This window comes from Streptomyces sp. bgisy130, from assembly GCF_057708345.1.
On record NZ_JBYISA010000013.1, the window covers coordinates 67,820 to 80,884 of the forward strand.

The following is a 13,065-nucleotide window of genomic DNA, read 5'->3' on the forward strand; positions in this document are numbered from 1 at the left end:
CGTCCTAAGCCCAAAGACCGGTTCCAAAACGGTCAGAAGCCGCCTCCCGCATGACACCATGGTGCAGCCATCTATCACCATGGAGACCCGCATGACGGAGCCCGGCACGGCCGAGACCCAGGACCTTCCCGCCATAGCCGAGCGGGGCGCGGCAGCAGCACCGGCCGCGTCCCGCCGCACCAGCCTCCTCGTCACCCTCGTCCTCGGCGGCCTCACGGCGGTCCCGCCGCTCTCCATGGACATGTACCTCCCGGCCCTGCCGCAGGTCACCGCCGCCCTGCACAGCCCGGCCGCCACCGTCCAGCTCACCCTCACCACCTGCCTGGCGGGCATGGCGCTGGGGCAGATGATCGTCGGCCCGATGAGCGACAAGTGGGGCCGCCGCCGCCCGCTGCTGGCCGGCATGGTGGTCTACATCCTGGCGACCGCCCTCTGCGCGATCGCCACCAACGCCGAACTCCTCATCGCCTTCCGCCTGTTGCAGGGCCTGGCGGGCGCGGCCGGCATCGTCATCGCGCGGGCGGTGGTCCGCGATCTGTACGACGGCGTGGCGATGGCCCGGTTCTTCTCCACCCTGATGCTGATCTCCGGGGTGGCGCCGGTCGTCGCCCCGCTCATCGGTGGCCAGATCCTCCGGCTCACCGACTGGCGCGGGGTCTTCGTCGTCCTCACCGCCGTCGGGGTGGCGCTCACCCTCCTGGTGTGGCGCAAGCTCGACGAGACCCTGCCGCCCGCCCGCCGGCACTCCGGCGGCCTCGGCCAGACCCTGCGCACCATGCGCGATCTGCTCGCCGACCGGGTCTTCTCCGGCTACGCCCTCGTCGGCGCCTTCGCCTTCGCCGCCCTCTTCGCCTACATCTCCGCCTCGCCGTTCGTCATCCAGGAGATCTACGGCGCCTCCCCGCAGACCTTCAGCCTGCTCTTCGGCATCAACTCCATCGGCCTGGTGACCGTCGGCCAGATCAACGGCAAGCTCCTCGTCGGCCGGGTCGGCCTGGACAAGGTGCTGGGCACCGGCCTGGCGCTGATCGCCCTCGCCGCGACCGCCCTGCTCCTGATGTCCGCCGGCGTCTTCGGCCCGGTCGGTCTGGTCCCGATGGCCGCCGGCCTCTTCGTCCTGATGTCCGCCATGGGCCTGGTCATGCCGAGCACCAACACCCTGGCCCTGCTGCGCACCCCGCACGCGGCCGGCTCCGCCTCCGCGCTGCTGGGCACCTCCACCTTCCTCCTCGGCTCGGTGGCCTCCCCGCTGGTGGGCATCGCGGGGGAGCGAACGGCCGTACCGATGGCGCTCGTACAGCTCTCCTGCGCCGTATTGGCGCTCGTGAGCTTCCTGGGAATGTGCCGCCCGTGGCAGCGTAGGGGGGAGAGCAACGGGAGCACGGCGGGCGAGAGGACCAGACTCTGAACGCGACGGCACTCACCTACGGAACACCGGCCCGCGCCGGGCTGGACCCCGGCTGGACGGAACGGCTGGTCCGCGGGGTGCGGGCGCTGCCGGAGGGCCGGCCGCCCTGGGCCCCCGGCGTCGTCGTGCTGGCCGGCCGGGGCCCGGTCGTCGCCGCCGAGGCCGCCGCCGGCTGGGCATACCGCTACCGGGCCTACGACCCCGAGCGGGACCGCGGCCTCGAACTGCCCCGCGACCGGTGGGAGCCGATGCGGGTCGGCACCGTCTTCGACCTCGCCTCGCTCAGCAAGCTCTTCACCGCCGTATCCGCGGTCCAGCAGACCGAACGCGGCCGGCTGGCCCTCGACGACGAGGTCCGCGCCGATCTGCCCGCCTTCGCCCCCGGCATCACCGTCCGGCAGCTCCTCACCCACACCTCCGGCCTCGCCCCCGAGCTCCCCTTCTACGACCACCGGGACCGCGCCGCCCAACTGGCGCTGCTGTGGCGGGAGGCGGCAGCCCCTTCCGGCGGCCGGACCCCCGTCCACCGCTACTCCGACCTCAACCTCATCGCCCTCCAGCTGATCCTGGAGCAGCGCACCGGACACCGGCTCGACGCCCTGATCCGCGACGGCATCACCGGCCCGCTGGGCATGTCCAGCACCTCGTACGGCCCGCTGGCACCACACGGCGTGGCGGCCACCGAGGACCAGTGGCGGCCCTGGGCCAAGGCGGACCGCGGCCTGCTCCGCGGCGAGGTGCACGACGAGAACGCCTGGGCGCTGGGCGGTGTCGCCGGCCACGCCGGGCTCTTCTCCACCGCCCAGGACCTGGCCGTGCTCTGCCGCACCCTGCTCAACGGCGGCACCTACGGCACCGCCCGGATCCTCGGCCCCGACGCCGTCGCCACCCTCCTCGACCCGCCCGGCCTCGGCTTCGGCGTCGACCAGCCGTATTTCATGGGCGAGTTGGCGGGCCGCGGCGCGGCCGGCCACACCGGCTTCACCGGCACCAGCCTGGTCCTGGACCGCGCCACCGACACCTTCCTCGTGCTGCTCGCCAACACCGTCCACCCCCGCCGCCGCGACGGCGGCAGCGCCCCCCGCGCCGCGGCCGCCACCCGGCTCGCCCGCGCGGTGTCCCGCGCCACCTGACCAGGCAGGGCACGCCGCCGGGCCCCGTAGAATTTCCCCCATGCACGAGGAACTGCGCGCCGCGCTGGCGGGCCTGCTCGACGGCCTGCCACCCAAGCAGGCCGCGCAGGCAGTCGACCGGCTGATCACCAACTACCGGGGCCGCACCCCCACCGACGCCCCGGTCCTGCGCGACCGCGCGGATGTGGCCGCGTACGCCGCCTACCGCATGCCGGCCACCTTCGAAGCCGTACGGGCCGCGCTGGCCGCGTTCGCCGCCCGCGTCCCGGACTGGTCCCCGGCCACCCATGTGGACATCGGCGGCGGCACCGGCGCCGCCACCTGGGCCACCGCCGCCACCTGGGAAGGCCACCACAGCACCGTCCTGGACTGGGCCCAGCCCGCCCTGGACCTCGGCAGGGAACTGGCCGCCGAGATCCTCCCCGACATCACCTGGCAGCGGCAGACCATCGGCGAGGGCCTGACCGTCCCTGCCGGCACGGACCTGGTCACCGTCTCCTACGTCCTCGGCGAACTCCGCCCCGAGGACCGCCGCGCCGTCGTCGCCGCGGCCACCACGGCCCGCACCGTCGTCCTGATCGAACCCGGCACCCCCGACGGCTACCTCCGCATCCGCGAGGCCCGCACCCAGCTCACCGAGGCCGGTCTGCGCATCGTCGCCCCCTGCCCGCACAGCGACACCTGCCCCATCGTCCCCGGCGAAGACTGGTGCCACTTCTCCGCCCGGGTCAGCCGCTCCTCCCTGCACCGCCAGGTCAAGGGCGGCTCCCTCCCGTACGAGGACGAAAAGTTCAGCTACGTCGCCGCCACCACCCTCGACGCCACCCCCGCCCCCACCCGCATCATCCGCAAACCCCAACTCCGCAAGGGCCAGGTCCTCCTGGACCTGTGCACCACACAGAACGGCCTACAGCGCACCACAGTGACCAAGCGCCAAGGCGCCCAGTACCGAGCGGCCCGCGACGCCTCCTGGGGCGACACCTGGCCCAACGACTAACTCCCCCCACCGGGCCGCGGCCCCACCACAAACACGAGGTGCCGGGGGCGGAGGGGTGTGTTGTCGGACGTAAAGCGAAGCAGTCCGACAACACACCCCGGAGCCCCCGGCACCGCACCCCCACGCACCGGGGCCGCAGCCCTAACCCCCCACCCCGCCGAAGGCGAAACCACCCACGGCGGGAAAGCCGAAAACGTGGGAAGCCCCCCAAGGGCGAAAACCCACCACGGCGGGAAAGCCGAAAACGTGGGAAGCCCCCCAAGGGCGAAAACCCACCACGGCGGGAGAGCCGAAAACGTGGGAAGCCCGCGAGACATCCCGTCTCGTCAAGACGATACGTCTCGCCTCTTCCCGGTTAGACTCCGCGGCATGGCGAACACATCGACCCCCGACTCCTCCCGCCGCAGCGAACGCTCCCGCCGCGCGATCTTCGACGCCGCCCTCGTGCTCGTCGGCGAGGTCGGCTACGACAAGCTCACGATCGAAGGCATCGCCTCCCGGGCCGGGGTCGGCAAGCAGACGATCTACCGCTGGTGGCCCTCCAAGGCCGCCGTGCTGCTCGACGCGTTCACCGCCGGGGTCGACGAGTACGACGCGGAGGGCCTCCCCGACACCGGCGATCTGGCCGCGGACCTCAAAACCGTGCTGCGGGCCACCGCCGACGAATTCAACGACCCGGCGTTCCAGGCCCCCTATCGGGCCCTCGCGGCGGCCGGCGCGAACGACGAGGAGCTCTCCCGCACCTTCGTCGCCCGGCTGATGGAGCCCGGCACCCGGCTCTACATCGACCGGCTGCGGGTGGCCCAGGAAACCGGAGAGCTCGCCGCCGACATCGATCTACGGATCGCCGTCGAGATGCTGCTGAGTCCCTTCTCACAGCGCTGGCTGATGCGCACCGGCGAACTGACCCACGAGTACGTCGACGTCCTGGTCGACCAGGTGCTGCGGGGGCTGCGGCCGCGCGACTGAGCGGGCGGACGGCCGGGTTCCGGTGGAGCCGGTGTGCCGCCATTGCCCCGAATTGCCGGTATTCCTCCGTCGTTCGTTCACCCCGGATCCGCACACCGGTCACCCGAGGAGCAGGATGGTGGCAGCATTGATCCCAGACCACCGCTCGAAGTGAGGGGATAGATGGAACGCAAGAGCAGGTTCTCCCAGTGGCTGCGCCGGCCGAAGAGCGGATCGGACGGCGGCGATACGGACACGGGATCAGCGGCTGCGCGCAGCCGCGAGGACCTGCTGCTGGCGGCGGCCGACGCGGGATTCCCGGTGGCCCCGGCGGCGCATCCTTCCGGCTACGGCTGTTCCTGTGAACGCATCGGCTGTCCCACCCCGGGCCGGCACCCGGTCTCCTTCGGCTGGCAGACCGTCGCCACCACCGACCGCGACAAGGTCGCCGCCTGGGTCCGCACCCTCCCGCAGGCCAACTTCATCACCGCCACCGGCATCACCCATGACGTACTGGACGTCCCCGTCGAGGCGGGCCGCAGCGCCCTGGGGCGGCTGGACGCGGCGGGCATCGACGTCGGCCCGATCACCCTCAGCGGCGCCGGCTTCGGCGACGGCCGGATGCTCTTCTTCACCGCCACCCGCGGCACCCCGGACGACGAGGACGAGTGGTGGCCCTGCGAGCTGGACTGCCACCCCGAGACCATGGACGAGCATCCGGGGCTGCGCTGGCACTGCCGCGGCAGCTATGTGCTGCTGCCGCCCTCCACCCTGCCCGGCGACCAGCCCGCGGTGACCTGGCTGCGCGGCCCCGAACTCCCGCTGCCCGACCCGCTGACGCTGCTGGAGTCGCTCACCGACGCCTGCGCGGAGTTCAACGACCGCGAACCGCACCACCACGAGGCCCACGCCTGGCCGATCGGCCGCTGACCGGGCCGCGCCCCTCTGCCCGAACGTCGAAGGGCCGCCGGGATCACCCCGGCGGCCCTTCGACGTCTCCGCGGTCCGGCCGCGTGCGCCGTACTTCCGCTACTGCGGCTCCACCGACGTCTTGCCCTCCCGCCGGTTCAGGACGACGACCTTGTTGCCGGAGCCCTTGGCCGGCACCGTGACCGCCTGGGACGAGACGGTGGTGAAGTTCATCCGGTTGGTCTTCTTCTCCGGCCCCACCACCAGGCCCCGCAGATTCGCCGGCACCCGGATCGTCGCCCCGGCGAACATCGTCTGCTGCTGGTGGTAGACGGTCGAGAAGAACACCAGGGCCCCGCCGTCCGTGGTCCGCAGCGCCACCGGCGGATGGTCCGAGGGGGAGTCCTGCCACTGGATGCGTGAGCCGACCTGACGGGCGTCCTTGGCACGCCGCTCCCGCCAGCCGTCGGTCTGCGGACCCGGCGCGAACAGGCTGCCCTTACCGGAGTTGAGGTAGTCCGCGTAGGCCCGGCTCAGCTTGCCGGGGGCCACCGTCAGACCGGAGCCGGCGCTGGGCGGCACCGCCTCGGCGTAGCCGTCCTTCGTCTTCAGCTCCGGTGCCTTGTTGCCCGGGAACTGCGCGAAGTACACCGCGCGCCACTTCTCGTTGATGTCGTTGCGGCTGAACACCAGGAACCAGCGGGTGGGGTGGCCCTTGGCGTCCTTGCGGTTGCTGAGCGCGTCCGCGACGAAGTACTTCGGCCAGCCCGCCTGCTTGGGGACGGTGAAGCGCGGCTCCGTCAGCTCCAGTGCGGGGAACTGCGGATTGCCCTGCGGCCGGAGGGCGCGGGCCGCCTTTATCCCGGCCTGGTCGATCGCCAGCAGCGCACCCGCCTCGAAGGAGGGGTTCCGCTTCGGGTCCAGCTCCCGGTAGGTCTGGTTGAAGCTGTCGGTGAAGCGGGTGAGGGCCTTGGCGCCCTCAGCCTTCGACACCGCCGGCAGCATCTCCCTCTCGCCGTGCACCGTCATGCACCCGCTCAGTATCACCAGCGCCGCCGCTGCCGACGTCAGTGTTACGGGCACCCGGAACGGCGACCTGCGTGTCATGGGGCTCGGGCTCCTTCGGGGCGACCGGGGCGGACGGGGCGGCCGCCGGGGTGGCACGATTCGGCGCAACCCTACCGGGGGCGAGGAAGAAGGCGAGGGTGGGGATCAGATACAGAGCCCACACCGTGACCTGAAGGACCGTCGGGTCCGGCTGGAAGTTGAAGACGCCCTTCAGCAGCGTCCCGTACCAGCTGTCGGCCGGGATCTGGGCGCTGATGTCGAACGCCCGGGTGCCCAGCCCCGGCAGGATGTCCGCCTCCTGGAGATCGTGGAAGCCGTACGCCAGCACGCCCGCCGCGACCACCACCAGCATGCCGCCGGTCCAGGTGAAGAACTTCGCCAGGTTGATCCGCACCGCACCGCGGTAGAACAGCCAGCCCAGCAGCACCGCCGTCAGCAGCCCCAGCAGCGCCCCGATCAGCGGCCGTACGCCGTCGTTCGCGGACTGCGCGGCCGTCCAGATGAACAGCGCGGTCTCCAGGCCCTCGCGGCCCACCGACAGGAACGCGGTGACCACCAGCGCCACGGTGCCCATCTGGAGCGCCGCGTCCAGCTTGCCGTGCAGCTCCTGCTTCAGATGCCGCGCGGTGCGCCGCATCCAGAAGACCATCCACGTCACCAGGCCCACCGCGATGACCGACAGCGAACCGCCGAGCGCTTCCTGGGCCTCGAAGGTCAGTGTCTGCGAACCGAACTGGAGCGCCGCACCGAACGCGAACGACAGCACCACGGCGAGCGCGACCCCGAGCCAGACCGGGCGCAGCGCCTCCCGCCTCCCGGTCTTGACCAGGTAGGCGATGAGAATGCAGACCACGAGGCTGGCTTCCAGGCCCTCGCGCAGACCGATCAGGTAGTTGCCGAACACGTCGGTTCCTTCCCTTCCTTCATGGAGTCGGCGACGGTCTCCGCCGCCGACGGTGGCACGGTGGTGTCAGGCGAACAGCGCCCGGCCCCACCAGTCGTCCGCGTTCCGGACGCCCGGCGGCACCGCGAAGAGCGCGGAACCCACGTGCTGGATGTATTCGTTGAGTGCGTCATTGGCGGCCAGCCGCTTCTGGAGCGGGACGAAGCCCTGGCGTACGTCCCGCTGGTAGGCGAGGAAGAACAGCCCCGCGTCCAGCCGGCCCAGCCCGTCCGTCCCGTCGGTGAAGGAGTAGCCGCGGCGCAGGATCCGCACCCCGCCGTTGGAGTCCGGATGCGCCAGGCGGACATGCGCGGTCGGCAGCATCGACTTCAGATGCGGGGTGTCCCGCTCGTTCTTCTTGCCGACCGGTGCGCCCTCGCCCTTGTTCCGGCCGAAGATGTCCTCCTGCTCCTGGAGCGAGGTGCGGTCCCAGGTCTCGATGTGCATCCGGATCCGGCGGGCGACGAGGTAGGAGCCGCCGGCCATCCAGCTCTCCTTGCCCTTCGCGTCGCCGTCCGCGACCCACACATGCTTGTCCAGCGCGGCGGAGTCGGTGCCCGCGAGGTTGTGGGTGCCGTCCTTGAAGCCGAACATGTTGCGCGGGGTCTGGGCGTCCGGCGTCGTGGAGGACGTCTTGCCGAAGCCCAGCTGCGACCAGCGGATCGCGACCTTGCCGAAGCCGATACGGGCCAGGTTGCGGATCGCGTGCACCGCGACCTGCGGGTCGTCCGCACAGGCCTGGACACACAGATCGCCGCCGCTGCGCGCCTTGTCGAGGTTGTCGCCGGGGAACTGCGGCAGCTCGATCAGCGCCTCGGGACGCCGCGCCTTGATACCGAACCGGTCCTTGCCGTCCTTCTCGAACAGCGTGGGGCCGATGCCGAAGGTGAGGGTGAGGCGGGACGGCGGCAGCCCGAGCGCCTCGCCGGTGTCGTCCGGCGGCGCCTCCGCCAGCCCGCCGACCGCGCCGTCACCGACCGCGTCCCCGGCCTGCATCCGCGCCGCCGCCTTCGTCCACTCCTTGAGCAGCGTGATCAGCTCGTCGCGGTCGTCGGTGGTGACATCGAACGAGGCGAAGTGCAGCCGGTCCTGGACCGCGGAGGCGATCCCGGACTGGTGCTTGCCGTGGAAGGCGATCGCGGCGCCCGCGGTCGCGTCCGCGCCGGCCGGCTGGGCGTCGCCGCCGGTGCGCAGCGCCGCCGCGGTACCGCCGGCCGCGACCGCGCCGAGGGCCAGGCCCGCGCCGCCCCAGCCGAGCAGTGAACGCCGGGAGGGCGCCCGCCCTTCGGTGGTCTGCGTGGCCTCGCCGCCCTCGGTGGCGGTGTTCTCGGTGGACGTGTCGTCGTCGTGCGTCATCGTCTCCCCTTGCCTGGCAGCGGACTACTTGGCGGTGGCCACGGCGGCGGCCAGCTTGGACAGCGGCTCGGCCAGCGCGTTGACCCCGTCGGAGAGCTTCTTGCGCTCGCCCTTGTCGACCGTCTCGTACGAGGCGAAGCCGTCGGCGGACTTGTCGTCGCGGTGCTCGTCGAGCAGGTCGCCGATCACCTTGAACTGCTTGTCCAGCTCCTTGGCGAGCGCCGGGTCGTTCTTGCCGACGACCGGCTTCAGCAGCTCGTAGGCCTTCTCGGCGCCCTCGACATTGGCGTGGAAGTCGAGCAGGTCGGTGTGGCTGTAGCGCTCTTCCTCACCGGTGACCTTGCCGGTGGCCACCTCGTCGAGCAGCTCCTTGGCACCGTTGGCCATGCTGGTCGGGGTGATCTCGGCCTTGCCGACCCGCTTCTGCCAGTCCTTGAGGTCGGTGATGAGCTGTCCGGCCAGCTTCTTGTCGTCCCCGGAGATCTTCTTCTCCTCCCACAGGGATTTCTCCAGCTTGTGCCAGCCGGTCCACTTCTGGCCCTTCTCCAGGCCGTCGGCGCGCACATCGACCTTGGGGTCGATGTCACCGAACGACTCGGCGACCGGCTCGGTGCGCTCCCAGCCGACCCGCGAGAGCGCATAGGTCTTCTTGGCGGCCTCGACATCGCCGTCCTTGACCGCGTCGGCGAACTTCTGCGCCGCCGGGAGGGTCTGGTCGGCCTGCTCCTGGACGTACTTGCGGTACGCGGTGACCGCGGCGTCCAGCTTGGGGTCGCGCTTGGTGGCCGCGCCCTTGCCGCTGGCGGTCACCTTCTGGCGGATGCCGTCGCCCTTCATGCCCGGCTTACAGGCGATTTCGTACGAACCGGCCTTGACCTCGGCGGTGATCTCCGTCCGGGTGCCGGGGCCGATGTTCTCCCGCTCGGTCACGATCCGGTCGCCGGGCGCGTAGAGGTAGACCTCGGTGACCTTGGAGCCCTTGTTCTGCACCGCGAACCGGACATGTCCGGCGGGGAATTCCTTCGCGGAGAGCTCACAGCTGGTGTCGTCGGCGGTGACCTCGATGGTTCCCTTGCCGCTGCCCCCCTTGCCGTCGTTCTTCGCGGCGCAGCCGGAGACGGCGGTGACGGCCGTGGCTGCCGCGAGGGCGGCGACGGCGGCGGGACGAAGGGCACGCATACAGGGCTCCAAGCGGGCTCGGATGTACGGAAACGGCGTACGGAACGATAGACAGTGGCCGGGATCGCCACTAAGGCGGCCCTAACTTAACCGAGGCTTACCTATTTCTGCCCGGCCTGACGAGTGATCCCGCTCTCATGGACAACGGCCCGATTACGGATTGGCCCGCGCCCGGTCACGGAACCGCCATGTGCCGGTCAAGGTAAGGGGCCTCGTTCGCGAGGATCCATGACCGACGAAATCCGGCCACCGTCGCCGGGCTCTTGTCGCCCCCTCCCGGCTCTGCTGTTCACTGTCCGGATGACCGATCTTGAGGTGCTCCGGGTGTTCTGCGGACCGGACGGGGCCGGCGGCAATGCGCTGGGCGTGGTCCGCGACGGGGCCGCCCTCCCCGGCGCCGACGCCCGCGCCGCGCTCGCCGCCGAACTCGGCTTCAGCGAAACCGTCTTTCTCGACGACGCCGCCCGCGGCACCGTGGACATCCACACCCCCGGCGTCCGGCTGCCGTTCGCGGGCCATCCGCTGGTCGGTCTGGCCTGGCTGCTGCGGAGCCTGGGACGGCCACCGCGCACCCTGCGCCCGCCGGCCGGTGAGGTGGCGGTCGACTTCGAGGGGGAGGTGACCTGGGTGCGCGGGCGCGCGGAGTGGGTGCCCGCCCGGACGACCCGGCGGTACGCCTCGGTGGCCGAGGTCGACGCGCTGCCCGCGCCGCCGCCGGGCGAGGGCTGGCTCTACGCCTGGGCCTGGCAGGACGAGGCCGCGGGCGTGGTCCGGGCCCGGGGCTTCCCGCGCCGCGGCGACGGCATCACCGAGGACGAGGCGACCGGCGCCGCCGCCATGCTGCTCACCCATGAGCTGGGCCGCCCGCTCGACATCCGCCAGGGCACCGGCTCCCGGATCCTCACCCGCACCCATCCCGACGGCACCATCGCCGTAGGGGGACGGGTGCGCCGCGCCACCTCTTGACCGTCTGCCCCTGAAGGCGTCAACGAGCAGGCGTCCGGCGGCAATTGAGGCAGAACGGGCGCCGACGGCAGTTGAGGCAGTACGGGTACCGGCGGGCAGTTGACGCAGAACGGGCGAACGGCCGCTACGCGCTCAGCGGGAACTGCTCGCCCAGCTCCCGGAAGACCGCGCTGTTCAGCCGGAAGGCCCGCTTGCACTCGTCGACCACCCGCTGCTTCTCCAGGTCGTCCACGGGCAGCGCGTCCAGCAGGGCCCGGTACTCCCGCTTGAAGGCGGCGGGGTTGGGGATGTCCTCGAAGACGTAGAAGCGCACCCCGTCGCCCTTGCGGGCAAAGCCCCAGGTCTTCTCCGCGGTGCCACGGATGATCTGGCCGCCGGAGAGATCGCCGAGATAGCGGGTGTAGTGGTGGGCGACAAAGCCGGCCGGCCATTCGCGGGCGCAGGCCGCCACCCGGTCCGCGTAGGCCGCGGTGGCCGGCAGCGGCGCCAGACCGGTGCGCCAGGACGGCCCGCCGAGATGGGCGAGGTCACGCTCCAGCGCGGCGGTGCGGGCCAGTTCCGGCCGGAGGAAGGGCCCCGCCACCGGATCGCCGGAGAGCGGCCCGGAGGCGTCTTCCAGCGCGCGGTAGACGAACCACAGCTGTTCGGTGTAGCGCCGGTAGGCCCCGACGCCGAGCCGGCCGCCGAGCAGATCGCTCATGAAGGAGGAGTTCTCGGCCTCCGTGTGCTGCTCGTGGGACGCGGTGCGGATCACCGTCGAAAACGGAGCGGACGGAGCAGAAGGGGCGAGCGGGGTCGGGCTGGAAGCTTCCAAGGCGGACCTCCGGGGACTGAGGGCAGCAGACGGGAACAGGCCGGCTCCGCCGAGCCGCCGAACTTAGGGTTACCTAACCCGCGGCCCGCGTCAACCGTTCCCGACGTCCTGTCGGTAACGAGCCTACCCCTGTTCCCGACGCGCTGTCGGTAAAGATTTTCCCCGCTCCCGTCAGGGCAGCGTGAGGATCTCCGCCCCGGTGTCCGTGACCACCAGCGTGTGCTCGAACTGCGCGGTCCGCTTGCGGTCCTTGGTCACGACCGTCCAGCCGTCGTCCCACATGTCGTAGTCGTAGGACCCCAGCGTCAGCATCGGCTCGATCGTGAAGGTCATGCCGGGCTTGATGTCGGTGGTGTGGTGCGGGCTGTCGTAGTGCGGAACGATCAGGCCGGAGTGGAAGGAGGAATTGATGCCGTGGCCGGTGAAGTCACGGACCACTCCGTAGCCGAAGCGCTTGGCGTACGACTCGATGACCCGGCCGATGATGTTGATCTGCCGGCCCGGCTTGACGGCCTTGATCGCGCGGTTGAGCGCCTCCCGGGTGCGCTCGACCAGCAGCGTGGACTCCTCGTCCACGTCGCCGCACAGGTAGGTGGCGTTGTTGTCGCCGTGCACACCGTTGATGTACGCGGTCACGTCCAGGTTCACGATGTCGCCGTCCTTGAGGACGGTCGAGTCCGGGATGCCGTGGCAGATGACCTCGTTGAGCGAGGAGCACAGCGACTTGGGGAAGCCGCGGTAGCCGAGCGTGGACGGGTAGGCGCCGTGATCACACATGAACTCATGGGCGACCCGGTCCAGTTCGTCGGTCGTCACGCCCGGCGCGATCAGCTTGGCGGCCTCCGCCATCGCCTGCGCGGCGATCCGGCCGGCGATCCGCATCTTCTCGATCGTTTCGGCATCCTGCACCTCGGGCCCCGTGTAAGGGGTGGGTGCGTCCTTCCCGACGTACTCGGGGCGCCGGATCGAGGCGGGGACGGGGCGGGTGGGGGAGATCTTCCCCGGGACAAGAAGCGACTGGCCAGACATGTCAGCGAGTGTATCCGCGGGCCGTCGGGCAGGATGGTGGCACGGAATATCCACAGGAGGCGGCAATGGCGCTGTTCAAGAGGCATGCGGTCGGCAAGCCGGGCGAGTGGTACTACTGCCTCAAGCACGGGACGGTCGAAGAGGGCCCCGAGTGCCGCGCCGCCGACCGCTTCGGCCCGTATGCCACCCGCGAGGAGGCGTCGCACGCCATGGAAACCGCCCGCGAGCGGAACCTGGAGTGGGAGACCGACCCGAAGTGGCATGACGCGGACGCGGACAAGGGGAAGGCCGGCTCGGAGGGCGACTGACCGGCCG

At 71.2% G+C, this 13,065-nt stretch carries 13 protein-coding genes; 7 read left to right on the top strand and 6 right to left on the bottom strand.

Annotation, left to right across the window (positions count from 1 at the left end):
- Positions 1 to 91 precede the first annotated feature (91 nt).
- The 5 genes from AC3EUV_RS19215 to AC3EUV_RS19235 all read left to right on the top strand — a co-directional run bounded on the left by AC3EUV_RS19215 (position 92) and on the right by AC3EUV_RS19235 (position 5,416).
- Positions 92 to 1,408, top strand: coding sequence for a multidrug effflux MFS transporter (locus AC3EUV_RS19215; protein ID WP_432146007.1), 1,317 nt, complete (start codon positions 92 to 94; stop codon positions 1,406 to 1,408).
- A 77-nt stretch (positions 1,409 to 1,485) separates the two neighbouring features.
- Positions 1,486 to 2,541 carry a serine hydrolase domain-containing protein gene (locus AC3EUV_RS19220; protein ID WP_432146008.1) on the top strand — a complete coding sequence of 352 codons (1,056 nt, stop codon included), beginning with the start codon at positions 1,486 to 1,488 and terminating at the stop codon, positions 2,539 to 2,541.
- A gap of 40 nt (positions 2,542 to 2,581) precedes the next feature.
- Positions 2,582 to 3,538 carry a small ribosomal subunit Rsm22 family protein gene (locus tag AC3EUV_RS19225; RefSeq protein WP_432146009.1) on the top strand — a complete coding sequence of 319 codons (957 nt, stop codon included), beginning with the start codon at positions 2,582 to 2,584 and terminating at the stop codon, positions 3,536 to 3,538.
- Positions 3,539 to 3,907: 369 nt separating this feature from the next.
- A complete protein-coding gene (locus tag AC3EUV_RS19230) occupies positions 3,908 to 4,507 on the top strand; it encodes a TetR/AcrR family transcriptional regulator (RefSeq protein WP_432146010.1) in 600 nt (199 codons plus the stop codon).
- 162 nt (positions 4,508 to 4,669) lie between these two features.
- Positions 4,670 to 5,416 (top strand): bifunctional DNA primase/polymerase, encoded by a 747-nt coding sequence (locus AC3EUV_RS19235; protein ID WP_042154160.1) that lies wholly within the window; start codon positions 4,670 to 4,672, stop codon positions 5,414 to 5,416.
- A gap of 99 nt (positions 5,417 to 5,515) precedes the next feature.
- Here AC3EUV_RS19235 and AC3EUV_RS19240 read toward each other — a convergent pair whose 3' ends face one another.
- From AC3EUV_RS19240 to efeO, 4 genes are all read right to left on the bottom strand, one after another.
- A complete protein-coding gene (locus AC3EUV_RS19240; protein WP_488187912.1) occupies positions 5,516 to 6,478 on the bottom strand; it encodes an SCO2278 family lipoprotein in 963 nt (320 codons plus the stop codon).
- Positions 6,375 to 7,367 carry an iron uptake transporter permease EfeU gene (gene efeU / locus AC3EUV_RS19245; RefSeq protein WP_432146012.1) on the bottom strand — a complete coding sequence of 331 codons (993 nt, stop codon included), beginning with the start codon at positions 7,365 to 7,367 and terminating at the stop codon, positions 6,375 to 6,377. Before efeU ends, AC3EUV_RS19240 begins: the two co-directional genes overlap by 104 nt.
- A 66-nt stretch (positions 7,368 to 7,433) precedes the next feature.
- Positions 7,434 to 8,762, bottom strand: a complete 1,329-nt coding sequence (gene efeB / locus AC3EUV_RS19250; protein ID WP_435603426.1) for an iron uptake transporter deferrochelatase/peroxidase subunit — start codon at positions 8,760 to 8,762, stop codon at positions 7,434 to 7,436.
- Positions 8,763 to 8,786: 24 nt separating this feature from the next.
- Positions 8,787 to 9,941, bottom strand: coding sequence for an iron uptake system protein EfeO (gene efeO, locus AC3EUV_RS19255; RefSeq protein ID WP_432146014.1), 1,155 nt, complete (start codon positions 9,939 to 9,941; stop codon positions 8,787 to 8,789).
- A 300-nt stretch (positions 9,942 to 10,241) separates the two neighbouring features.
- Between efeO and AC3EUV_RS19260 the strand changes: the two genes are divergently transcribed.
- Complete coding sequence (locus AC3EUV_RS19260) at positions 10,242 to 10,907, top strand: PhzF family phenazine biosynthesis protein (protein ID WP_432146015.1); 666 nt, start codon at positions 10,242 to 10,244, stop codon at positions 10,905 to 10,907.
- 124 nt (positions 10,908 to 11,031) lie between these two features.
- On the opposite strand, the gene AC3EUV_RS19265 is transcribed toward AC3EUV_RS19260, so the two are convergent.
- Both AC3EUV_RS19265 and map read right to left on the bottom strand, forming a co-directional pair.
- Complete coding sequence (locus tag AC3EUV_RS19265) at positions 11,032 to 11,721, bottom strand: biliverdin-producing heme oxygenase (protein WP_432146016.1); 690 nt, start codon at positions 11,719 to 11,721, stop codon at positions 11,032 to 11,034.
- A gap of 171 nt (positions 11,722 to 11,892) precedes the next feature.
- A complete protein-coding gene (gene map / locus AC3EUV_RS19270; protein ID WP_388199311.1) occupies positions 11,893 to 12,750 on the bottom strand; it encodes a type I methionyl aminopeptidase in 858 nt (285 codons plus the stop codon).
- Positions 12,751 to 12,815: 65 nt separating this feature from the next.
- On the opposite strand from map, the gene AC3EUV_RS19275 reads away from it, so the two are divergent.
- Positions 12,816 to 13,058, top strand: a complete 243-nt coding sequence (locus tag AC3EUV_RS19275) for a hypothetical protein (RefSeq protein ID WP_432146017.1) — start codon at positions 12,816 to 12,818, stop codon at positions 13,056 to 13,058.
- Positions 13,059 to 13,065 lie beyond the last annotated feature (7 nt).